Origin of the sequence: Clostridium zeae (assembly GCF_017312485.1) — a bacterium.
Lineage (GTDB): Bacteria > Bacillota > Clostridia > Clostridiales > Clostridiaceae > Clostridium_AR > Clostridium_AR zeae.
In genome coordinates this window covers 1,222,351-1,247,655 of sequence record NZ_BMBA01000002.1, presented here as the reverse complement: position 1 = coordinate 1,247,655, position 25,305 = coordinate 1,222,351, and the positions used below count along the sequence as shown (strand labels likewise).

18 protein-coding genes and 1 other RNA gene are annotated in these 25,305 nt (G+C 32.4%); 15 read left to right on the top strand and 4 right to left on the bottom strand.

Features of this window, described 5'->3' with window-relative positions:
* The first annotated feature begins 49 nt into the window (after nt 1-49).
* From gpmI to J3477_RS14735, 5 genes are all read left to right on the top strand, one after another.
* Nucleotides 50-1,585 carry a 2,3-bisphosphoglycerate-independent phosphoglycerate mutase gene (gene gpmI / locus J3477_RS14755; protein ID WP_206870702.1) on the top strand — a complete coding sequence of 512 codons (1,536 nt, stop codon included), beginning with the start codon at nt 50-52 and terminating at the stop codon, nt 1,583-1,585.
* Nucleotides 1,586-2,102: 517 nt separating this feature from the next.
* Nucleotides 2,103-2,828 (top strand): amino acid ABC transporter ATP-binding protein, encoded by a 726-nt coding sequence (locus J3477_RS14750; protein WP_206870701.1) that lies wholly within the window; start codon nt 2,103-2,105, stop codon nt 2,826-2,828.
* A 15-nt stretch (nt 2,829-2,843) separates the two neighbouring features.
* The gene (locus J3477_RS14745; protein WP_206870700.1) at nt 2,844-3,656 is read left to right on the top strand and encodes a transporter substrate-binding domain-containing protein; all 813 of its coding nucleotides are present in this window, start codon (nt 2,844-2,846) and stop codon (nt 3,654-3,656) included.
* A complete protein-coding gene (locus tag J3477_RS14740; protein ID WP_206870699.1) occupies nt 3,656-4,381 on the top strand; it encodes an amino acid ABC transporter permease in 726 nt (241 codons plus the stop codon). The genes J3477_RS14745 and J3477_RS14740 overlap by 1 nt, the downstream gene beginning before the upstream one ends.
* Nucleotides 4,381-5,025 (top strand): amino acid ABC transporter permease, encoded by a 645-nt coding sequence (locus J3477_RS14735; RefSeq protein ID WP_206870758.1) that lies wholly within the window; start codon nt 4,381-4,383, stop codon nt 5,023-5,025. The genes J3477_RS14740 and J3477_RS14735 overlap by 1 nt, the downstream gene beginning before the upstream one ends.
* Nucleotides 5,026-5,527: 502 nt before the next feature.
* Here the strand turns inward: J3477_RS14735 and J3477_RS14730 are convergent.
* On the bottom strand, nt 5,528-6,541 hold the full coding sequence (locus J3477_RS14730; RefSeq protein ID WP_206870698.1) for a LacI family DNA-binding transcriptional regulator: 1,014 nt from the start codon (nt 6,539-6,541) through the stop codon (nt 5,528-5,530).
* Nucleotides 6,542-6,734: 193 nt separating this feature from the next.
* Nucleotides 6,735-11,552, bottom strand: coding sequence for a galactose-binding domain-containing protein (locus J3477_RS14725; protein ID WP_206870697.1), 4,818 nt, complete (start codon nt 11,550-11,552; stop codon nt 6,735-6,737).
* Between the two features lie 858 nt (nt 11,553-12,410).
* Here J3477_RS14725 and eno point away from each other — a divergent pair.
* Both eno and secG read left to right on the top strand, forming a co-directional pair.
* A complete protein-coding gene (gene eno, locus J3477_RS14720) occupies nt 12,411-13,706 on the top strand; it encodes a phosphopyruvate hydratase (RefSeq protein WP_206870696.1) in 1,296 nt (431 codons plus the stop codon).
* Nucleotides 13,707-13,980: 274 nt separating this feature from the next.
* Nucleotides 13,981-14,208 (top strand): preprotein translocase subunit SecG, encoded by a 228-nt coding sequence (gene secG, locus J3477_RS14715; protein WP_206870695.1) that lies wholly within the window; start codon nt 13,981-13,983, stop codon nt 14,206-14,208.
* A gap of 175 nt (nt 14,209-14,383) precedes the next feature.
* Here the strand turns inward: secG and J3477_RS14710 are convergent, their stop codons facing one another.
* On the bottom strand, nt 14,384-14,542 hold the full coding sequence (locus J3477_RS14710) for a rubredoxin (protein WP_206870694.1): 159 nt from the start codon (nt 14,540-14,542) through the stop codon (nt 14,384-14,386).
* Nucleotides 14,543-15,055: 513 nt separating this feature from the next.
* Here J3477_RS14710 and rnr point away from each other — a divergent pair.
* The 4 genes from rnr (at nt 15,056) to smpB (ending at nt 19,943) form a co-directional block, all read left to right on the top strand.
* Nucleotides 15,056-17,332, top strand: a complete 2,277-nt coding sequence (gene rnr, locus J3477_RS14705) for a ribonuclease R (RefSeq protein ID WP_206870693.1) — start codon at nt 15,056-15,058, stop codon at nt 17,330-17,332.
* A 132-nt stretch (nt 17,333-17,464) separates the two neighbouring features.
* Nucleotides 17,465-18,016, top strand: coding sequence for a nitroreductase family protein (locus J3477_RS14700; RefSeq protein WP_206870692.1), 552 nt, complete (start codon nt 17,465-17,467; stop codon nt 18,014-18,016).
* Nucleotides 18,017-18,600: 584 nt separating this feature from the next.
* Complete coding sequence (locus J3477_RS14695; protein ID WP_206870691.1) at nt 18,601-19,392, top strand: formate/nitrite transporter family protein; 792 nt, start codon at nt 18,601-18,603, stop codon at nt 19,390-19,392.
* A gap of 80 nt (nt 19,393-19,472) precedes the next feature.
* Complete coding sequence (gene smpB, locus J3477_RS14690; RefSeq protein ID WP_183275964.1) at nt 19,473-19,943, top strand: SsrA-binding protein SmpB; 471 nt, start codon at nt 19,473-19,475, stop codon at nt 19,941-19,943.
* A gap of 30 nt (nt 19,944-19,973) precedes the next feature.
* Here smpB and J3477_RS14685 read toward each other — a convergent pair whose 3' ends face one another.
* On the bottom strand, nt 19,974-20,984 hold the full coding sequence (locus tag J3477_RS14685; RefSeq protein WP_206870690.1) for a tetratricopeptide repeat protein: 1,011 nt from the start codon (nt 20,982-20,984) through the stop codon (nt 19,974-19,976).
* A gap of 524 nt (nt 20,985-21,508) precedes the next feature.
* Between J3477_RS14685 and ssrA the strand changes: the two genes are divergently transcribed.
* The 4 genes from ssrA to J3477_RS14665 all read left to right on the top strand — a co-directional run bounded on the left by ssrA (nt 21,509) and on the right by J3477_RS14665 (nt 25,067).
* Nucleotides 21,509-21,836: a transfer-messenger RNA gene (gene ssrA / locus J3477_RS14680) on the top strand.
* Nucleotides 21,837-22,453: 617 nt separating this feature from the next.
* Nucleotides 22,454-23,794: a phage exclusion protein Lit family protein gene (locus tag J3477_RS14675; RefSeq protein ID WP_206870689.1), complete on the top strand. Its 1,341-nt coding sequence runs from the start codon at nt 22,454-22,456 to the stop codon at nt 23,792-23,794.
* Between the two features lie 2 nt (nt 23,795-23,796).
* Nucleotides 23,797-24,132, top strand: coding sequence for a hypothetical protein (locus J3477_RS14670; RefSeq protein WP_206870688.1), 336 nt, complete (start codon nt 23,797-23,799; stop codon nt 24,130-24,132).
* Nucleotides 24,129-25,067 (top strand): tetratricopeptide repeat protein, encoded by a 939-nt coding sequence (locus J3477_RS14665; RefSeq protein ID WP_206870687.1) that lies wholly within the window; start codon nt 24,129-24,131, stop codon nt 25,065-25,067. Before J3477_RS14670 ends, J3477_RS14665 begins: the two co-directional genes overlap by 4 nt.
* Nucleotides 25,068-25,305: the final 238 nt, after the last annotated feature.

The window sequence follows — 25,305 nt, the reverse complement described above, 5'->3', positions numbered from 1 at the left end:
GTTAATTTGCAAAGCATCAAACAAAATGTTTATAAATATGGAGGGTAATATGACTAAAAAGCCAGTAATGTTAATGATATTAGACGGATTTGGAGTAGCTCCTAAGTCAGACGGAAATGCTGTAGAAGCAGCTAACAAACCGAATTTTGATAGATACTTTAAAGAATATCCACACACAACAATTCAAGCAAGCGGTATGGATGTAGGACTACCAACTGGACAAATGGGTAACTCAGAAGTTGGTCACTTAAATATAGGTGCAGGAAGAATAATATACCAAGAGCTTACAAGAATTACTAAGGCTATTGAAGACGGAGATTTTTTTGATAATGAAGAGTTAAATCTTGCAGTAGATAATGCTTTAAAGAATGACAGTGCATTACATCTATTAGGATTACTTTCAGACGGTGGAGTTCACTCACATATAGATCATATAAAAGGATTATTGACTTTAGCTAAGAAAAAAGGCTTAACTAAAGTTTATGTTCATCCTTTCATGGATGGAAGAGACGTTGCTCCATCATCAGGTAAGGGATTTGTAGAAAATTTAGAAAATTACATGAAGGAAATTGGAGTAGGTAAGATCGCTACAGTTAGCGGAAGATACTACGCAATGGATAGAGACAATAGATGGGAAAGAGTTCAATTAGCTTATGATGCAATAGTAAATGCTAAAGGTGAAACAGCTAACAGTGCAGTAGAATGTATGGAAAATTCATACCATGATAACAAAACTGATGAGTTCGTATTACCTTGTGTTATTTTGGAAGATGGACATCCAACAGGAAACATTAAAAACGGAGATTCAGTAATATTCTTCAACTTCAGACCAGATAGAGCTAGAGAAATAACTAGAGCTATAAACGATAAAGAATTCGCTGGATTTGAAAGAGAAACTTTAAATCTTACTTATGTTACTATGACTCAATACGATAAGAGTTTGGAAAGAGTACATGTAGCGTACAAGCCACAAACTATCACAAATACATTAGGACAATATGTTGCTGATAAGGGCTTAAACCAATTAAGAATAGCTGAAACTGAAAAATACGCTCACGTAACTTTCTTCTTCAACGGGGGAGTAGAAGCTCCAAATAAAGGTGAGGATAGAGCTCTTATACCTTCACCAAAGGTTGCAACTTACGACTTGAAGCCAGAAATGAGTGCTTATGAATTAACTGAAGAACTTTTAGCTAAGTTAGATTCAGATACTTATGATATGATAATACTTAACTATGCTAACCCAGATATGGTTGGTCATACTGGAGTATTCGAAGCAGCTAAAAAGGCTATTGAAGCTGTAGATGAATGTGCTGGTAAGGTAATAGAAAAAGTTCTTGAAAAAGACGGTACTGTATTTGTAACAGCTGACCATGGTAATGCAGAAGTTATGATAGACTTTTCAACAGGTGGTCCTATGACTTCTCATACAACTGAACCAGTTCCATACTTATGGATAGCAAACAATGCTAAAGGTAAAGAACTTAAAGAAGGTGGAAGACTTTCTGATATAGCTCCAACAATGCTTGAAACAATGGGCTTAGAAGTTCCAGCAGAAATGACAGGAAAATCACTTATAAAGTAATAATAAAAGACTTCTCGTAAAGAGAGGTCTTTTTATTTTGTTTGGTTATGTTTAATTTCAACACGGTGTTTTAAATTAAGTCCTGTGTTGAAAGTATGGTGAATTACGAATTTATTAATTAAAGTATTTAAAGTGTATTTATTAATCTAAAAAAGTTTATAAATTATATGAAAATATTCTAAAAGTTAAGAAATTGTAAAGAATCTAATAAAGTATATATTTGCAAAGTAATAAAATAGAGAAAGGTATAATGTTATTTTCGTAATGTAAAGGTTTTGCATGATGATAAATATAGAATAATGATAAAAAAATGCAGGAATGAATCTATAATTATGCAAACTTTTGAATATTTATTGACTAGATAACTTTAACTTGATAATATATAAATAAGTAAAATATTTAGTTTTTATGCAGATTATTATTAAAAAAATAAGGATATTTTTGATATAACGATAAAAATACAGTAAACTTAATGACGTTTTTTAATTTTGGGGATTCAGTTAAAAGGGGGACTATTATGATTAAACTTGAAAGAGTAAACAAGCATTTTGGAAAGCTACATGTGTTAAAGGATATAGATTTAACAGTAAACGAAGGGGAAAAACTAGTAGTTATCGGGCCAAGCGGTTCGGGGAAAAGTACTTTAATAAGATGTATTAATTTTTTAGAAGTACCAACCTCAGGTAAGGTTATAGTAGACGGGGTAGACCTTACTGCACCTAGAGCGCCTATAACAAAGGTAAGGCAGTCGGCTGCCATGGTATTTCAAGGTTTTAACTTATATCCTCACAAGACTGTACTTGAAAACTTAACACTTGCACCAATTAAAATACAGAAAGTATCTAAAGCGCAGGCAGAAAAAACTGGACTTGAGTATTTAGAAAAGGTTGGGCTAAAGCATAAAGCAAATGCATATCCATCTCAATTATCTGGAGGACAACAGCAAAGAGTTGCAATTGCAAGGGCTCTTAATATGCATCCTAAGATAATACTTTTTGATGAGCCAACATCAGCTCTAGATCCAGAAATGATACAAGAAGTTCTAGATGTTATGGTTAACTTATCACATGAGAAGATAACAATGGTAGTTGTTACGCATGAGATGGGCTTCGCAAGACAAGTTGCAGATAGGGTTATATTTATGGATGGAGGAGAAATAATCGAACAAGGAACACCAGAACATTTCTTCAAAAATCCAACACATGATAGAACAAAGGCTTTTTTAAGTAAAATTTTAAGATAATTAGGGGGTAAAAAAATGAAAAAGATAACTTCGATTCTAGTCCTTGCACTTACTCTTACTTTAGCTGGATGCTCATCAGCTCCAAGCAAAACTGCTACAAATAGTGGTGCTAGCAGTAAACCTGCTGATATACAAAAAATTATAGATAGAGGAACTTTAAAGGTTGGGGTAAAAGTAGACGTTCCAAAGTACGGTTATAAGGATCCTAGTACAGGAAAAATCGATGGATTTGAAATTGATATAGCAAAAGCTGTAGCAAAGAAAATACTAGGTGATGAGAATAAAGTGGATTTACAAGCTGTAACAGCTAAAACTAGAGGACCGCTTTTAGATAGTGGAGAAATAGATATGGTAGCTGCTACATTTACAATAACTGATGAAAGAAAGAAAAGTTATAACTTCTCAGATCCATACTTTACAGATGGAGTTGGGCTATTAGTTAAAAAGGATGCAGGAATAAATAGCTTTAAGGATTTGAACGGAAAGAAGATTGGTGTTGCACAAAGTTCCACAACAAAGAAAGCATTACAAGATGAAGCTGATAAGCAAGGTATTAAGGTAACTTTCTCAGAATTTGCTAGTTATCCAGAAATAAAAACAGCTTTATCCTCTGGAAGAGTTGATTGTTTCTCAGTAGATGGTGCTATATTACTTGGATACTTAGATGATAACACTAAGATATTATCAGATAAATTTAGTCCTCAAAACTATGGTATAGCTTCAAAGAAGGATAATACTGAGCTTGCTAAAGTTATAAATGAAACCATCACAGAAATGAAATCATCAGGAGATTTACAAAAGTTAATCGATAAGTGGGGTCTTAAATAATGAATGGTCCTTTCGCCTGGTTTAAATGGCAAGCAGTATTCACTGATTGGAGAGTGTTTTTTGATGGTTTCACCATGACTCTCAAAGTGTCTATTTTAGCATTGTTACTGTCTTTGGCTGTGGGTGTATTGTTTGGAATATTCTCAACCTCAAAGGTAAAAGTCTTAGAAGTAATAAGTAGAATATACGTAGAATTTATACAAAATACTCCATTGCTTATACAGGTATTCTTTTTATACAACGGACTTCCACACTTAGGCTTAGTTTTGTCAGTTTTCGTAATAGGTGTATTGGGAATTGGTATGTATCATGGAGCTTATATTGCAGAAGTTGTAAGAGCTGGAATAGAGTCTATAAATAAAGGCCAATTGGAAGCTGCTTACTCTCAGGGGTTCTCCTATTGGGAGGCTATGAGATATATAATATTACCTCAAGCAAAAAATGTAATGCTTCCGCCTATGACAAACCAAGCAGTTAATCTTATAAAAAATACATCTATACTTTCAATAATAGCTGGTGGAGACCTAATGTATCAGACAGATTCATGGTCTAGTGCTAACCTATACTATGGACCAGCCTATGTTATTACAGGTTTACTATACTTAGCGTTATGCTTCCCATTAACTAGCCTTGCTAGAAGCTTGGAAAATAGAGAAAGTAAAATGCTTAGTAGAGATGCTGTTGAAGAAATTGAGTTAGACTATAAAGAGGAGGCAACTGCATGATGAATGAATTGTTTTCTTTTGCTAATATAAAGTTTATACTTCAGGGGTTTGGTCTTACTCTGTATATTGCACTTGTAACGATAATTTTAAGTATGATATTTGGTACAATACTTGGAATACTTAGAAGTACTTCAAAAGGGATACCAGGTAAATTAGCGGCTTTATATATAGAAATTGTGAGAAATACTCCAGCACTTTTATGGATTTTAGTTACAAGGTTTATTGCGAATATGAAACCTGTAAATGCGGGAATATTAGCATTGACTATATTTACATCCTCTATAATAGGAGAGATTGTAAGAGGTGGGCTTAATTCCATTAAAAAGGGTCAATGGGAAGCGGCACATTCTCAAGGATTTACTAATATTCAAACACTTAGATATATTATCATACCACAAGCCTTTAAGAATATGATTCCTGCTCTAGTATCTCAGTATATTACTGTAATAAAGGACACATCATTCTTATGGGGTGTTGGAATAGAAGAAGTTACAGGAAAAGGAATGATTCTAATGGGCATGTACGCAAGTACAACACAAGTATTCCTTATATTTGGTACAATTGCGGTTATGTATTTCGTAGTGAATTATATCCTATCTGTAGTATTTAGAGCTCAACAACAAAGATTAATATTACAAGTATAATTTTCTCATAATGGGTAATAATATAAATAAGTTAAGCTTTCAACTATAATATAAAGATATTTTATGAGAAATATGTTATAAAGATAAATCACTTTATAGGGTATATGTTAAAAGTTCAGTTGGGTACTGATACAGGGTTTCATTTTGAAAACTAAATTTATACTTATTCGAACATGGCAGTTTCTTAGAAAATTTCCAAGTATGTATAAATTAATAGTTAAAGTTGGAACCTCATATACCTAACAATAATATATTGAGTATATAAAGTGATTTATCAATACATATTAAAAGTCAAAATTAAATAGTAATTCACTTTATGTTTGTTTGAAAATGCCAGCTTAACGGTATTTTCAAGCATACATTTAATAGTGGTGCTAAATCTCTATGTCCCCCATAGAGTTGCCTCCTAGATTTATTTCTAGGAGGTTTTTATTTTGTGTAGTAAAGGTATGTAAAAATCATTTAGCTGATAAATTGTTGAAAAAGTATGGAATTGTGAAGTTTATTTTCTAGGCATAGTTGAATTTCTTTCTATCAGTATAGGATCATATACTTTTCTATTAAAAGTGTCTATTCCACGTAATTTTTGAAAAAGAATTCTTACTGCATAGTCAGCCATTTCTTTTCGTGGCTGACGCATGGTTGTAATTGGAACTATATCTTTATTTATTAGATTATTTTCGTACGTAATATCGTCAATACCTATCACAGAAATATCTTCGGGAACTTTCAAGTTTCTTTCTTTGCAAGCTCTGATAAATGCACTAGCTATTACATCGCTAAAACAAAACACTGCGGTAAACTGATTGGTATCTATAAAATTTAAAGATGCTTGATAAGCCTCTTCAAAGGTATAATTTCCTACGGCTATAAGAGATTCATTTTGAACTATACCATTATCCTTTAAGGCTTTTATGTATCCGTTCATTCTCTCGATAGAATGAATAAAGACTCTATTTGACATAATGTGGCCGATTTTTTTATGTCCAATATTTATTAAATAGGAAGTAGCATCATATCCAGCTTGAAAATTGTTGGTGATGACATGGTCAATGCCAGGGACGTCAATATAGCCAAACAGAGAAACAATAGGGATATTCTTATCAATGAAAGCTTTTAATTCATTTTCGGTAATACGGAAATTTCCCACGAAAATTAAACCATCTACTTTATCTTCAAGATCTTGAAGGATATCAAAATTAGGCTCAAGACCATAGGTGGTATTTAATCTACAAAATAACACTTTATAGCCAAGGTGTTCTATTTTTTCAAAAATGCTCTCAAGAGCAGGAAAATAAAAATAATCTGATAAATAAGACGAGGCTATTACACCTATTGTGTTAGTGCTATTTCTATTTTCTATCAAATTAGTGCTTGGCTTATAATTAAGTTTTTTTGCCGCTTCCATAACCTTTTTTCTTGTTTCTTCACTTATTTTTTTATTTCCATTCATTACTCTAGAAACGGTGCTGCTTGATACTCCAGCTTCTTTTGAAACATCAGATAATGTAACCATCTAAATCCCTACTTTACAGTTAAATTATTTTTGTATGATTAAGAGCAAATATCTATGCGTAAGTTTATGAGTCATGTGTTTATTAATGAAACTGTTGGCACATTTTTAGATATACCAACAGTTTCATTAATTTATATTTACAACATTATACCATATTTTTGAATTTTACAGCTATATAAACTGTTACGTTATATTACTTCGTAAGTTCAAACCAATTAAGATTGAAACCACCACCGCTAGAATAAACTCGTATGGTTTGAGTGCCAGCGTTTAGAGGTACAGGAGATGAGCTAACAGTGGTCCAGGAATTATTAGTATTTACACCGGTAGTAGCTAGAATTGTATTTCCTAATTTTAATTGTATCTGCGCATCAGTGTTCCAACCATTTACTCTGTAGTTTAAATTATAGGTTCCTGTATTTGGAACATTTATAGTATAGTCCATCCAATCACCTGTATCAATCCAACCTACGTTTTGACCTCCATCTATATCATTGCAGGCCTCTGTTCCTATACCACTCATTGCCGTATAGCTTTCTGCTTGTATCTTTAGTGATGTTGGTTGCGTGTTAATAGTGATTATTGAAGAGGCAATATCTGAATCTGTCATACCTGATTTATACGCTATTGCTTTAACTGTAGTCGAAGTTGATATTGTAAAGGCACCTGTATAGATTGTTCCATTAGTAGCGGAAGGAGCAGAACCATCAGTTGTATATCTAATGGTTGAATCTGAAGTACTGTCAGTTATAGTAACTGTTTGATTAGTTCCGTAGGTGCCAGTAACAGGAGTAATCACGGGGGTAGATATTTTATTGCTATTTACTGCTGTACCATACACTTCGAATTCCCATAAAGAATAACCGTATCCTGTAGTTCTGGCAGTACCATACATTCGTACATATCTTCCAGTAGAAGCTGTCTGGAAGGTTATATTTTCTATGCCTCCAGTTCCACCAGTTTTTGTATATGCGTCATTCCAGCTTGTATTATCACTAGATACTTGAATCTTATAATCTTTTCCTGCGGCAGTTTCCCAGTTAAGTTTAACGCCAGTTACATTATAGCTTGAGCCAAGATCTACTGATATCCACTGAGGATCCTTATAGTCTGATTCCCATCGGGTATTTATATTTCCATCAAAGGCGGCAGAGGCTGTATTTCCACCAAGGATAGAATACGTGGTCGCGGTTTTATTTAATGCTAAGTTTGTGGTTGTAGGCGTAGTATTAATTGTAATTGTAGAGGTCGAGATATCTGAATCTGTCATACCTGATTTGTAAGAGATGGCCTTAACTGTAGTGGTAGAGGATACTGTAAATGGAGCAGAATAAACTGTTCCGTTAGAGCTTGTAGGTGTAGAGCCATCAGTGGTATATCTTATAGTTGAGCCAGAAGTAGTATCACTTATTGCTACTGTCTGAGAAGTTGTATAAGTGCCAGTAGTTGGTGTTATTGTAGGTATGGATACCTTATCCTTTATTGAAATCACGTAGTTAGCACTAGTTGAGGTAGAATCATTCATAAGCTCTTTAAATGCTTTAGCTTTTATGATCATATTTTGAGATACGTTTATTGCTCCTGTATATTTTTGTGAAGAAGCAGTAGGTTCTGTTCCATCTGTTGTATATCTGATAGTAGCGCCTGATGTTTGAGATGAAATTTCAACTAACTGCGCGGAACTATAAGTCCCACTTGCAATACTAAAGGTAGGTGCAGCTACTTGTCCATTGGCGGCAGGAGGCTGAATACCGTTTTTAGGATTAGCTACAACTGTCTTCATAGAAGGCACTGTTACTGTACCTACTATATTGCCAGTTGTATCTCTAAATACAACATATTGTGTTATACTAGTAGGATTCCATATATTAACTGTATAATTTCCGTTTTTCACAAAGGCTTGATAGGTAGTCCAATTAGATGACCATATATCTGAAGTACGAGTTCCAAAGGCGTCCATGGCGTGAATAAACCAGTAGGTATTTGGCCACTCTTTTTGTCCGTTTGCGTCATCGGCTGCAATCTTAGAAGGATCCCATTTGGCTATAGTAGCCTTAGGATCACTTAAGGCTTCAAAAGGCCAAATAACATGATACCAACCATTTTCAGCACCACCTTTATCTTTTACAAAGGAGTCATAAGTTCTTTTTGCAGCAGCAGAATTTAATCCGAAGTATGTCATATAAGGTGCTACTGGAAGCCAGCCTATGCCATATATACAGTTAGGATCAGTAGAAAAATAAGTGCCGTAAACATTCTTACTTCCCCAAACTTGGCCTACTACGCCATGAGTATAGTTAGCTGGTAAGCTGTCTTGGTCGTAATTAAACCAATAATCTAAGATGGATTTAGTTTCTACAGTATATACCCACATACCAACATCTCTGTATTGAGCATTATTAGTAAGGACACCCCATAGATATTCTCCTGCATACGCAAATAATGCTTCTGAGGTAGCCTCTTGATTATTTCCATCATAGCTGTCTCCATAACCTCCAGCCCAAGATACACCTTCATAAGGATCGAAAGCTCTTATATATGGATACATTGAGTCATTTCTTGAGGGATTTCCAACATCTTTTATAAGTTCTTCAACCATGCCACCATAGTTATTTAGATAGTCTTTATCGTAGGAAGCTAAAATAGCTGATGCATAGATAAAGTATCCCCATACATAATGATGATCTGACATCCACTTAGCCATACCGTGGTCTCCGCCATCACCCATCATTGAACCCCATTCTGGAGAATAATATAGGTAATAAGGATAATCGTTTGGATAACCACCGCTATAAGTTAGCCAGTTAGTTAGTATCTTCTTTAAAATAGATAAAGACTTATCTCGAATTGCGGTTTCGCCCAATTGATCTGCAATCAGAATTGATTGGCTTAAGGGTTGTAAGTTCTTTCCTTCCCAATAAGGATCGTCCCACATATAGTTGTTTTCAAGCATTGAATTTGTATTGTTAAGATAGCTTATTACATCTGCTTTATTATAGGTGCTAGAATCTGAAGGAATGCCAAACTGAGGTATTATTCCTGTAAATTTATCTTGCATAAAGAAAGAATTACCTTCATGGACTTTCATTATTCCTCTTATATAAGGATAGGTATAGGAAGTTAGTGAGGTAGCTGATGTTATACTCTTCCATTGGTTTGGCAATAAAGCTAACAAGGTGTCTGATGAAAAGCCAGCACGTTTTAATTGAGTTGTAGAATTATAAGTAGTAGTAACCAATCCGGTAGCATCATCACATTTGAAAGTAGCTTTAGTATCTGTGACGAAAGCATATGCGTGTTGATAATAATAGTTTAAGTTAGCATTAGAAGGAAGGGTGGCGATAGATAAGTAATTGTCACCATTTCCAAGTTGAAGAGTAAGTTTGCTGCCTGTCTTTTTAAATACTGTTCCACTAGGAGCAAAAATACCATAAGCTCTGACTTTTGTAGTATTATTACAGTCCACATTAGTAACTTCCACTCCTATGTGGTCTGCTGTTACTATTGCACCATCAGTTGCTAAAATAGTATTGTTTTTGTCATCAAAAAATCTTGTTGTAGCATTTAAGGTAATAAAAGGGGAACTAGCATCTGTAAATTCATTGTATAGATAAGGTGAGCCTTTAACCATTGTAGTTTTCATCTTAAAGGTGTCATCATCACTTAGTACTGATCTTACTGAGTAATCGCCATAACCATCAACCTTTGCAGACATTTTCATTGGATCTATATTGCTTGTCATAAGATAAAAATCAGGTGCGCCAGCAGTGCTTATAGTTTTACCATCAGTACTTACGAAACCCGATCCAGGATTCATAACACTTAAGCCTTGATCTGTGTATTGAGTTCTAAAGGGCAATGGAACTATACCATCACTTAGGCGTTTTATTAGGATAGATTGCCACCATCCACCAGATGGAATTGGTGTTTTTAGATTTGCTGTTTTATACTCTGGATATATAGGAGTGTAGCAGGTTATATCATTTGTTTTATAGCTACCTGCACCCACATTAACCACTTTTGCTACAGGCATATCAGGGATATGAACAACTGGAGTAGGATCGCCATTAACAAAATCATAGACTTCAAATTCATATAAGGAGTATCCGAAAGCTGTACCCCTTGCGAAACCATACATTCTGACATAACGACCGCTAGCTTTAATTTTTATAGTATCAACGCCACCTTGTCCATAAAGTTGACGGTAAACTGTTTTCCAATTGTTGTTGTCGTCGGAAACTTGTATATCATATGATTTTCCATAAGCAGATTCCCAGCTTAATACTATTGTTCCTATGGTATGGATACTACCTAAATCGATACTAACCCACTGTGGATCCCAAGATTCAGAAGACCAACGACTTGTTATATCTCCATCATTTACTTTTTTTGCAGAGACGATATCAGGATCAGTTGACCAACTAGGTACTTCCCAAGTTGATGCATTTGTAGGTTTATTTAAGGCAACGTTTACAGGAGCGGGTGGTTGAGGTGTAGTATAATCACCATATACTTGAAATTCATATAGGGAGTAACCATAATCAGATAAAGCACGTTGAGTGCAGTATACACGGACATATCTGCCTGTTCCAGATACAGTTAAGTCATTAATACCACCTGTGCCTGAGGTTGTAGAATAGATCGATGTCCAAGTGGCAGCGTCGTTTGAGGTTTGAATTTGGAATGATTTTGCATAAGCACTTTCCCAACTTAGATATACACGATTAATATTAGCAGTAGAACCTAGATCTACATAGATCCATTGAGGGTCCATCTGCCATACACTGGCCCATCGAGAATTGATGTTGCTATCAACTGCTTTATCAGTGCTGTTTGAGCCTTCGGTAGAGGAGGCGAGTACTGGTTTTCTGAGAGATAACAAAGGTGAGCCTGCAGCTTTTACAATCTTTGGTGTGGCGCATATTACCATGGTCATAAGCATGGTAAATATAATAGAAAAAGATAATATACTCCTAAATCTCTTTGCCTTTAGAGGCATAATCTGAAACATTTCTATTCCCTCCAATTATATTTATTAAATTATTATGCTATGTCCAAGTGCTGTGTTGAAATTGAGTAAAGACAACTTTTAAAATTTCTATAGATTAAAAAGCCTCCTTTCTTATGTGATTTAATAAGAGAAATAAATGAATTAATGGAAAAAATTTCATTAAACAACTTTATTATATTGCATTGTGCATAGTTTTGCAACAATATAAGTATTTTTTTGTATATTAAGAAATAATTGCATTGAATGCGATATTGTTGCATAAATTTGCATGAAATTGATGCAAATATGAGAAAAAGCTTTAATTATCTATTTACAACAAGAATTAAGCTTATCTTAATAGTAAGGGAGCGAAAGAATTGAAATCATTTTTAGGATTATATATGAATAGAACCAAATATAAAAGCTAAAAATATAAGGGTTGTTGTTCAAAGGAATCTTTTCACTTAAAAATAATATAAAGATGTAGAGTAGAAAGTAATTATAAGAAAATAAAATAGCATCGGAATTAAGACAAAAATAATCGTTTTAGCGAGTACGTAGAAATATTAAAATTATAATATTTTTTATAAAAATATAGTAAATATAATAGAAATATGAAGAATAATTTATAGAAATAAGTTTAAGTTATTAGAATATTGCGATTTAAATGTGAATTGTAATGAAAATTATTATCAAATGATTGAAAAAGCTATTTGTTTGTTTTATAATAAATTTAACCAAATGAGGAAATGCAATAATAATTTACTAAAATAAAGAATAAAAATATTATTAATGCACAAACTTGTAATAGTTAAATACTTTTTTAGAGATAATACTATAGGTACTTATTTACCTATGATAATAAAGGAGGAAATAATAATGAAACAATATGTTGAAATCGTAGATGTGCTTGCAAGACAAATTTTAGATTCAAGATGCTTCCCAACTATAGAGGTAGAAGTAGTTCTTGAAGATGGAACAATAGGAAGAGCAGCTGTTCCATCAGGTGCTTCAACTGGTATTTATGAGGCTGTTGAATTAAGAGATGATGATAAAACTAAATATCAAGGTAAAGGTGTTCTAAAAGCTGTTCAAAACGTAAATGAAACAATAGCAACAGAACTTATTGGAATGAATGTTTTTGATCAAACATTAATAGATGAAAGTTTAATAGTATTAGATGGAACAGATAACAAAGGTAAATTAGGAGCTAATGCTATACTAGGCGTTTCTTTAGCAGTTGCAGAAGCTGCAGCTAAGTACTTAGGACTTCCATTATACCAATATATAGGTGGAGTTAATGCTAAAGTTTTACCAGTTCCTATGATGAACATAATCAACGGTGGAAAGCATGCTGATAACTCAGTAGATTTACAAGAATTCATGATAATGCCAGCTGGTGCTCAAAGTTTTAGTGATGCATTAAGAATGAGTGCAGAAGTTTATCATTCATTAAAGAAAATATTAAATGATAAAGGATATGCTACTGGTGTAGGCGACGAAGGTGGATTCGCTCCAAATCTTAAGTCAAATGAAGAAGCTTTACAAGTTATCATAGAAGCTATCAATAAAGCTGGTTATAAACCAGGTGAAGAAATCTTCATAGCTATTGACTGTGCTTCATCAGAATACTACAAAGACGGAAAGTACGTTTTAGAACATGAAGGAAAGACTTTAGATGCTACTCAAATGGCTGATTTCTTAGCTGCTTGGGTTGAAAAGTATCCAATAATCTCAATTGAAGATGGTATGGCTGAAGAAGATTGGGAAGGATGGAAGATATTAACTGATAAGTTGGGTGGAAAGATTCAATTAGTTGGTGATGATTTATTTGTAACTAACACAGAAAGATTATCAACTGGAATTCAGAAGAAGGTTGCAAACTCAATATTAATTAAGCTTAACCAAATCGGTACTTTAACTGAAACTTTAAATGCTATTGAAATGGCAAACAGAGCTGGATATACTGCAGTAATTTCTCATAGATCAGGTGAAACTGAAGATACAACTATAGCAGATCTTGTTGTAGCAGTTAATGCAGGTCAAATCAAGACTGGTGCCCCAGCTAGATCAGAAAGAGTTGCTAAGTATAATCAATTACTTAGAATTGAAGAAGAATTGGATGAAATTGGAGAATATAGAGGATTAGGTGCATTCTTTAATATAAAGAAATAATTTCACTTAATCATAAATAAGCAGTTATCTTTATGGTAACTGCTTTTTATACGTTAGAAAAGTCTTTTCATCCACCTTTTTATTTTGCTTTGTAACTAATTATTGTAAATAATATTATGGTATGCTATTATAAAATCATATGTGTATGGTTTTATAATCTATACATCCGCAATATTTTAATTTATAATTATATTATATAAGTTAACCTAAAGTTGAAGGTATAGTTAAATTATGCAAAAAGATGAAAAGCTAATGAATGCAGGAGGTGACTATAATGCATAACGTTTTAACAGCATTAGAAGTTATTATCGGAATAATCATAATAGTATCAGTATTACTACAACCAAGTAAAGCTGATGCGCTAAGCGGATTAATCCAAGGTAAAAGCGAAACTTTTTACTCTAAAAATAAAGGAAGAACAAAAGAAGCTGCACTTAGAAATGTGACTATAATTGCATCAATATTATTTGCTATCAATACAGTAGTTCTAAACTTTATATAATAAGTTTGATATAAAGGCTGACCAAATTTGGTCAGCCTTTATATTTTATGCGTTATATGAATTAGGAAGGATATATGCGCATAAAAAATCACTAAGGCTAATGCCCTAGTGATTCTTTGTCGTGAATAGTATTAAAAGAGTGAGGTCGGCTTTGAATAGGAAGTAAGTATCAATATTACAGTTCTTCAAACATGTCTAAGGGCTCCCCGCAAATCGGGCAAAGCCAATATTCTGGCAAAGCTTCAAAAGCTGTGCCGGCTACTATGTCTTGAGAACTGTCGCCAATAGCTGGGTCATAAATATAACCACATTCTATGCAAACATATCTTTTCATGACTTCCTCCTATGTAGCTTGTGAATTCATTATAATACATATAAAAATAAATATCAATAGAAAATAAATATTAATTAATAATAATTCGAAATTAATTAAATTGTCATTCCTCCGATGCTTTAATGAATTTTGCAAAGAATTAATATGATTTTCTACAATGGTTATTGTGTTAATTTATCTTTATTTGCTTTAATTAGTATATCCAATTATAATAGAGGTAAATCATAGATTTTTCATAAAATATGCTAATTTTGTACTTATCGATGTACCACTTCGTAGTATAATTTATATTTTCAAATTCACATCTCAGAATCAAGAGAAGTTTTGAAAATAAATTTCAGTTCGAATTGGTACATCTATATCTCAATTAATATAAATAGAATGATAGCAGTAAACATTTCTTAATTAACTATGTTTTAGTTATGATTTCAAAAGCTTAATTTTAAAGTATTAAAGATATTGAATAGGGAAAAATAGATAATAAAAAATAATATAAATATGGAGGCTGATGCTATGGGAATAAAGCAAACACTTCTTACTTTCATGAAAGAACCTGCCTATAGACCAATGGATATTCAAGATTTGGCAACAATTTTTGATATAAATAGAGATGAATATAAAGCTTTTAAAAGAGCGATAAAAACTATGGAAAAAGAAGGTCTTATAGTAAGAACTGCTCATGATAGATTTGGACTACCTGAAAGAATGGGACTTGTAGCAGGTAAAATACAAGTACATCAAAGAGGTTTTGGATTTGTTATACCTGATGAAGAAGGTTTAAAGGATGTATTTATACCAAGCTCATCAATGAATGGTGCGATGAATGGTGATAAGGTAGTAGCAAAGATATTAAAAGAAGATGATAAAGGCAAAAAATGTGAAGGTGAAATTGTTCAAATAACTGAAAGAGTAAACAAAAAAATAATTGGGGTGTATGAAGACTCAAGAAACTTCGGCTTTGTTGTGCCAGAAGATAAAAGAGTACAATTTGATATATTCATCCCTAAAAATGACAGGAAAAATGCACAAACTGGAGATTTAGTACAGGTTGAAATCGTAAAATGGCCTGACCAAAGAAGAAATCCAGAAGGTGTTGTAACTGATGTTTTAGGTAAAAAGGGAGATAAGGGCTTAGACATATTAACCATAATTAAGAAATATGGACTTCCAGAAGAGTTCCCAGATAAGGTAATAGAGTATGCTGAGAACATCGAGGAAGAAATACCAGCAGAAGAATATAAGAAAAGAAGAGATTTACGTAATGTAAAAATGGTAACAATCGATGGTGAAGACGCTAAAGACTTGGATGATGCAGTTAATATAGAAAGACTGCCAGGTGGAAATTATAAATTAGGTGTTCATATAGCCGATGTAACGCATTATGTTAGAGAAAAAAATCCTTTAGATAAAGAAGCACTTAAAAGAGCTACATCAGTATATCTTATAGATAGAGTTATACCTATGCTTCCTAAAAAATTATCAAACGGAATTTGTTCTCTTAATCCTAAAGTAGATAGATTAGCTTTAAGCTGCATTATGACCATAGATAAGTCAGGTAATGTTGTAGACCATGAGATAGTTGAAAGTGTTATAAAAACATCAGAAAGAATGACTTATACAGATGTTACAGCAATACTAAAAGACGGAAATGAAGATCTTATAAAGAGATATGATTATCTTTATGATGATTTCAAGGCTATGGAAGAATTATGTTTAATATTAAATAAGAGAAGATTAAAAAGAGGCGCAATAGACTTTGACTTTGAAGAATCTAAGATAATATTAGATGACCTTGGAAAGCCAATAGAGATTAAACCTTATGAAAGAGCAATAGCAAATAGAATTATAGAAGAATTTATGCTTGTATGTAATGAAACTGTAGCTGAATATATGTATTGGACAAAGATTCCATTTGTATATAGAATACATGAAGAGCCAGATCAAGAAAAGCTAGAAAGATTTAAGAATTTTATATATAACTTGGGTTATACAGTTAGATGGAGCCAAGACATCCATCCGTCAAATCTTCAAGATGTACTTGAAATGATTAAAGGTAAGAACGAAGAAACTGTAGTTAGTACTCTTCTGTTAAGAAGCATGATGCAAGCTAGATATGCACCTGAATGTGTAGGGCACTTTGGATTGGCAGCAAAATACTATTGCCACTTTACTTCACCAATAAGAAGATATCCTGACCTGCAAATACACAGGATAATAAAAGAGCATCTTCGAGGAAAGATTGATGAGAAGAGATCAGAAAGACTAGTAAAGATAGTTGATACTGCTTCAAAGCAATCTTCGGATATGGAAAGATTGGCTCAAGATGCAGAAAGAGAAGTTGATGACTTAAAGAAAGCTGAGTATATGTCATATAGAATAGGTCAAGAGTTTGTAGGTGTAATATCATCTGTAACAAACTTCGGTATGTTTGTAGAGCTTCCAAACACAATAGAAGGCCTAGTACGTATAGCAGACTTAGATGATGACTATTATGTATATGATGAAGAGCATCTAATGTTAATTGGAGAGAGAACAAAGAGAATTTACAGATTAGGAGACAGTATTTCAGTAAAATGTTCACGAGTTGATATAGATAACAGAGAAGTATACTTTGATATAATACCAACAGAAAGTGAAATTGAAATGGATCTTCCTGTACCAGATGTAAAAGGAATGCTAAACGATTTTGATGATGAAGATGAAGACGGTGAAAGCTTTGAGGAGTTTGAAGAAGGATATTGGGAAGGTGAAGAGAAATCCCATGATACCCAAAATCTAATCAAAATATAAGCAATTACTTAGCATTAACTACTTATAATTAGATAATAATAAAATTGTAAAGAACCCTTCATAAAAATCTATTTTTAATATTTTGAGTGAAGTGGTTCTTTAACTTTTATCTAAGTTTAGGAGGTTATTGCAATGGGATTTTATGAAGTTATTGAAGAAAGACAAAGTATAAAGAAATACAATACTCAAGGTCCTATAGATAAGGAAAAACTCAATAGAATGGTCACAGCAGCTATGATGTCACCATCCTGGAAAAATAAAACTAGTTACAAGATTATATTAATAGATGATAAACGAATAAAGGATACCATAGCTGATACTGTATTAAACGATGATGGTCAAGTATCAAAAGGTATAAAAGATGCACCATTACTTGCTGTGTTCTTAGCTTCACCTGATAAATCTGGTGAAATAGACGGCAAGGAATATTATTTGGTAGATGGAGCTATAGCAATGGAACACTTTATATTAGCTGCTACTGCAGAGGGATATTCAACTTGTTGGGTAGGTGCTGCTAATGAAGCGGAAGTAATAAATGTTATAGGAGCGCCAAACAATTACAAGCTTGTTGGTATGACACCAGTAGGACATAGTGATGAGCAAAAAGATCATAATCCTAAGAAGGATTTTAATGACTATGTTTTCTTAAATACCTGGAATACACCATTTGTTAATAAGTTTTAAAGCCATTTAAAGATATTAGATACTTTGATATAGAAAGCAGTATGAATTTTATTGTTCATACTGTTTTTTTACTGTATAGGAAAGTATAAAATTTTAAAGTTATATAAACCTAGATATTTCAATGGTTTCAAAAGTTTTTTATGGCGATACAGTAAAAATAAAACTTATTCGCCTACCAAATTTTCCTCATATTCATTCGGAAAGGCAGATGCGTTAAAAAAGCTCGCTGAAGAAGGTCGCTTCAGCGACTTTTTTATTTCTTAGGAAATTATGATTCAATGAGATATGTGGATAAGTTAAAAGGTAAAAAAATCTATTGTGGGTAATATTACTTGAATTATTAAAATATTGCAGATTGGATTGATACATTTTTAAATGGATAAAAAAGCATAAAATAATTGAAAATGATAATAATTATCAGTATAATATTCTTAAATAGATAAAGATAGTTGTTATTAAAAAGTAATGAATTAGAAGTTATATATTTTTGTATAAGGATAGTTTTATAATTGTATTTAAATTTCTAAAGTTATCCCTAATCGAAGAAGCTATCTTTAAATTAGAAGCGAAAGAGGAGATGTTTCATGTATAAAGATGCAGTAAAGGAAGTTGCTCACTCATCAGAAGTTAAGAGTGATTATATTAATAATAGTGTTTTTAAATATTTTTTATTGGCTTTTATAGCAGGCTTTTTTGTATTAGTAGGTATAGCTCTTTCTTACTCAACTGCAGGAATAGTGAATGTTGATGGAAAGCTTTATGGAAAGATGGCTGTAGGGCTTACCTTTTCTATAGCCTTAGGTCTTATATATTTTGCTGGAGGAGAACTTTTTACTGGTAATTGCTTTGTTTTAACTGTAGGTCTATTAGAAAAAACTGTTAGTCTAAAGAATACTATAAAATTATTGGTAGTATGTTATCTTGGAAATTTGGCAGGTTCAATAGTATCTTCATACATATATGTAAAAAGTGGAGCTCCAATAGGGCTGTCTGATACTTATCTTTTAAAGGTTGCAGAATCAAAAACACATTATCCAGCAGATCAATTGTTCTTAAGAGCTATATTATGTAACTTCATAGTTTGTTTAGCAGTTTGGCTATGTTATAGATTAAAAGATGAAACAGCAAAGCTAATAATGCTTTTTTGGTGTATATTTGCTTTCGCTACAGCTGGATTTGAACATTCAGTAGCAAATATGGCCTTGTTTTCAACAGCACTTATGCTACCACATAATGATGCATTAACTCTAGGTGCTGTATTACATAATTTAAGCTGGGTTACTCTAGGTAATATTCTTGGAGGTTCACTTTTCTTAGCAGTACCATATTGGTATGTTAGCCAAGATAAAACTATTAAAGATGTGAAAGTAAAATAAATAGACTGCTATGAACTTGTTATTAAATGGGTAATATATTATAATATAGAGGCAATATATTACCATTAGGATGTGATTATATGGCTAGAAAGAATGATAATAAAACTTTAGCTGAAAATAGAAAAGCCAGACATGACTACTTCGTTGAAGAAGCTATGGAAGCTGGAATAGAACTAGTAGGTACAGAGGTTAAATCAATAAGGGCAGGAAAAGCTAATCTTAAAGATTGCTATGCAGATATATATAATGGAGAAGTTTATATAAAAAACATGCATGTGAGTCCTTATGAACAAGGTAATATTTTTAATGTCGATCCACTTAGAGAAAGAAGATTACTTTTGCATAAAGAAGAAATAACAAGACTTACAGGACTTATACAACAAGAGGGATTAACCCTAGTGCCTTTAGCACTTTATTTAAAAGGTAGTAAGGTAAAGGTTAATTTAGCTGTTTGTAAGGGTAAGAAAAATTATGATAAGAGAGATTCTATGCTCGAAAAGGCTCACAAGAGAGACATTGAAAGACAAATGAAGGAAAGATCAAGATATTAAAAAATCATGCTCACGAAAGAGCATGATTTTTTAATCATCTGCACTAGTTACTTGTAATTCTGATATTATATCAGTTTTTCTATTTCCTACAATATCTTTAAATTTAGAATAAAATTTTAGATTGTTCAGAAAATCATCTTCAAAGGCAATTAGCTTCAGGTATTTTTCACCTTCAACAGCCTTTTCTAAACACTGAAAAGCTTGATCTATATGTCTAAAGAGTGAAAAGATCCTACATTTATAATAATAGGCAATATAGCAATCCTTATCTAATTCTATAGCTTTATCAAGTGAAGTTAAGGCGCGAAACAAATCTCCTTCATAGAAAAGTATGTTTCCAAGCTCGTAGTAGGCCCATGGGAGAGTAGAGTCTACAGATATTATGGATTCATACATTTTTGCAGCTGAACTGAAATCCCTGTTTTCAAAATATAAATCACCAAGCATCTTAAAGGTGTTTATACTTTTTTTATTTATCTTAGTATATTTTAAGAGGTATTTTTCGCATTCAGTATAATCTTTTCTTATATATAAGCATATACCTTTGCCATAAAGTGCAGCAGGTAAATCTTTGTTTATACTTAAAGCGGTATCAAAATTTTCTAAAGCTTTGTCTAAGTCACTGAGAAGATAATAACAGTTGCCTTTATTTGCGTAAGGTGCAGCAAACTTATCATTAAGTTCGATACATTTATCAGCATATTCTAAAGATTTATCAAAATCCTCAGCTTCAAAATAAGCATAGCTTATGTTGTTATAAAGCATACTGCTTTCAATTTTAGAATCTAAAGCTTCTTTGCAGGCCTGTAGCATTTTTTCTATATCTTTAGTTTCTACTAATATCTCTATCAAGAGGGAATAGTAAAAATCTTCGCCTAAGAGAGCTCTCTTAGCGTCAAGCAAAGAAATAGTTTTATCATACCGCTTCTTCCTATATAAACTTAATGCTTTTTTCTTCGTCCTTGTTTTTTCATTGTTTACGGAATAATAAAAAACTAGCGCAAATATAAATACAGTCGCTATTACAAATACCCACTTCATATAGATATACCTCCGTTGTTAATTCATACTTTAGTATATGATGAGGGGTTACAAAGTGGAGACACCCAAAATAAAGGGAATATCTCTTAAAGGCGCATATCTACTATATATTTATATAATTTTATAATTTTTTGAAGATATAATTATAACAATAAATATTGAAAAATTTTTATGAATGAATGTTTTATAGTAGCGTTGAAATTTAGGTATTTATACTTCCGATACTTAGATGAACTTCGCATAGAATTAATATGATTTTATCAGCAGTGGGAAAACTGAGAGTAGTATACTATTGTTATCACTAATTCCATATGAATCAGTGATAAACAATTTTGCCATCAATAACTGTGTTGATATAAATTCATTAATGCTGTAATATAATATTTGTGATGAGGAGTTAATAAATACAGCTCATCATCATGAACTTGACAGAGAAGTTTATAAGGTTTATAATTAAAATTCAGAAAATTAAATATTGATAAATTATAGCGTTTGCAAATTCATCACCCATAATATGGGGGCGCTTTGGCTTCGACGGGGGTAAGATGGGTTTGATAAGCGAGCCGGGGGAAGCATGGTCCCACGTGATCAACTATGCACTAAATGTAAACGCAGAAGATAATTTTGCATTAGCTGCCTAGTAGCAGCTCGTCAGCCTAAGCTTCCCGCAGCTTAGTGTCTGGCGCCGATAGCGGGGCCCCGAGCCTAGGAAAGCTTTGACCTAGGAACGGAATTTATGAAGCTACTAAAGCAGGAAGCCTGTCTGTAGGCGTCTTGTGGAGGGAATGTTAAAATATAGACTACGCTCGTAGAAAGTCAGGCTGGTCTGCTTTCGGACAGGGGTTCGATTCGTAAAAGAGTCGCCTCAAGAAGTGATTCTTGAGTGAAAACTTGGCTTTATCGGTGAAACCGTACCATGTGACGATGACGGCAATACCGAGAGGTATGTAAGGAAACTTAACAGCCTCGTATCGACTCATAGGCTCCTAAGCTTTTAAGTATGGAGTACTAGGATAGAAGTCGCAAACTAAACTAAGGCTTCTATAATACGCCAAGACTCATTAGGAAAATTTATCCTAATGAGTAAGATATAGTCAGTGATGTTAGTAATAACATATGCGCACGACCCCTCGCCTCCACCATATAAATCCACGACCATTTGTATGTGGCTTAAATAGCTACCTACAAGTGGTCGTATTTTTTATTGTTACGGGTAGCTCCACCAAATTGTTTTAATGAAACATTGCAAAAAAAATGGTTGTTATTTGCCAAAAGTTGTACAGTGGATTATAATTATAAATAAAAAAATAAGTATCTAAAAGACAAAACTTAGATAAAGAAGAAATAAAGTCTTCTACTGACACTTCATTAACAATTAAGCTAATGAGTAGTTAGTGTGACCTTAAGCGGTATTACTTATTAAATAATAAAATTTTTAATTAGCGAATTTTTGGGTGGGGATTTAACAAATGAATAACCAAGACTTAATAGATGACATTGTTAAAGAAGATATGCATGAGAATGCTGAAATGATAATTGAAAAAAGTGGAATAGACTTATTGTTTGCTGAAATGTTCAAAACATATAAGGATGTAAGTCGATATATGTCAAAAGAAATTGGGATAGACCTTGAATTATTACAATCTATTGACTACGCTAAAGTTGTAGAAAATAAGGACCTTGAATTAATGGTAAGTTGCATAGCAATGAATGGTAAACAGTATAGTGAAGAGGATATTTTATTACTTAATATACGTTCTATGTTTGTAGTAAGCTGGAAAATGGATATATTTTTTATAACGCATTTGAAGGAGTGTGCAGAGGCTAATCTTAGATGGAATATGGTAAGTAGGTATTTTGCTAATAGAAAAGTATATGGGAAAAAATATATGATTTATGGTATGCCATATTGGTTACGAAATGAGCAAGTTAATTTACTAGCATCAATACCAGAAGGGTATGATCTATCAGAGATAAGGCACATTGAGTGTGGTATGATAAAAACTAACGATATACAAGCCCATTGTAAATCACAAAGAGATAGCAGGATGATATTTATGGATTATGGAGTATATGTATATCTTATGGAATGGATAAAAATGATTTTGTGTGGATATCGTGTAAAGAGATACAATGAAGAATCTTGTTTTATAGAGATTACTGAGCCAGTAATAACATGTACTAATTTATTTATAGTTATTGTTGATATTTTGAGAAATAACGGAAGTGTTTCAAATTTACCACCTTCTGCAATGCTTTTTGATAAAGCAGACATTTTTATTATAAAGGAAATTATTATGAATCAAGTAGATTTTATGATGGCACATGAATATGGACATATACTTCTCAAACACAAAACACAGGATGAAATTAAAACCAATGAGGAAATGGAGCAATCTTTTAAAAATGAGTATGAAGCTGATAATTTTGCTCTGAATTGGATTAGAAAATCAGAAGCTAGAGCGATAAGGATAAATAAGGAAGATTGTAAAAATCAAAAGGACTATAATAATATCCAGTTACATGATTTAAGAAATAGGAAAATTGAAGATATTGAACTACTTTTTACTTTTTTTGAAATGTTTGATTTTGTTTACCAAAGAATACTAAAAGTTATGGATAAAGAAATCAAGAGGTCAAAGAATACTCATCCTACTGCACTATTGCGTAGGATGAATATTAAACAATTCTATGATGGAAATATAGATACAAAATTGATGAATTATGCAGAAGATTTTGTACGAAGAATGAAGGCTTATATGGATTCACTTTCTGATGATGAAATAAAAAGGAAAATATGGAGGAAATAATAATGAAAATGATTCAAATTCCATTAATGAATGGAGAAAAGGTACCAGAATTTCTAAGTAAAGCTATGAATGATGTAGGACAAATAGTGGTTAACGAAAAGGAAAATGCAATCATTCAAGTGCTGCCTCCAGATGATTTTAATTTTATGCCAGATTTAGGACAGGCTATAGAAATATGTATTACTGTGGGGTCGAATGTGGCAATAAGCATTTTAAGTAGTTGGCTTTATGATAAACTTAAGGATAGAAAAAAGAATTATATTGTAATTAATGGAGAAGAGTGTGAAATAAGTGATATAGAAATAAAGAAAAAGTTATCGAGTGATGAAAACAAATGATGAAAGAAGATTCACATTTTAAGGGGCAGTTAAATAATTTTGAGGAATTGTATAAAACTTTAGACGGATTAAATATGCTTTTTGGAATGGTGAGAGAATATCTTAAACAGAATAAGTATAGTGAGTGTATTCCACTACTGCAATTATTGTGCAAAAAGTATGATGAAGTAGCTGGAGAAGAGCATATAGACACTATTTTCTCAAAATATGTACTTGGACAAGTTTATGCAGAAATAGGAGAATTAGAAAAGGCAATAGAAGTTTTTGAAAGTGTGGCAGAAAAATTTCAAAATCAATTTGGTAAAAAGTACGAGTTAGTTGTTGATGTGAAGCTGCGTTTAGTGAGATTATATATTAGTGAAGAAATATATATACGGGCAGTTGATGTTTTAGAAAATCTACTTATTGATATATGTGATGAAAGTGAATCTTATAAAACAAATGAAGTATTAATATATGATACTTATTATGAAATTGTTGGAATATTAGGTTCACTGTATAGTGTTTTAGAACAACATGAAGATGCTATAAAAATGCAAATTGTTACTTTAGATCACTTATTAGAAGAACATACAAATATATATGAAAAAATAATTACAGTGGATAATTTTAATGTTGATCCATCAAAAAGGGATGCTATTATTAGCGCGTGTTTAGACTTAGGTGCTTCATATTCAAGAATTAATAAATATGAAGAAGCGAATAGTTGCTTTTCAAAAGGATATTTTATTGCATTTACTGCTTATGGAGATAATGACGAACGTACTTTGAAACAAAGCTATGATATCGCTGTAAATTATATCAAAATGGGTGAGCTAGAAGACGGATATAGGGTTTTGACATATATACATCAAGATATGGTAAAATACTTAGATGAAAATAATAAGTATACAATAAAAGCAGCAAATCTATTAAATTGTTTTACTCAGGAATAGGTTGTTCAGGATGATGATAATGAACAAGTGTTGTTTCATTAGTAAGTAACATACTTAAATTAGTGGATTTTTAAAGTAGCGCTTCGCCTCCATCTTAGAATTCATGAACCGCCTGTAGGTGGCTTAAATAGCTGCTTACAGGCGGTTCATATTTTTTGATGGGTGTGGGTAGTTCCGACAATAATGAAATTTAACTAGATGATAATGCTGCAAGCTAAAAAATACAATTATTATTTAT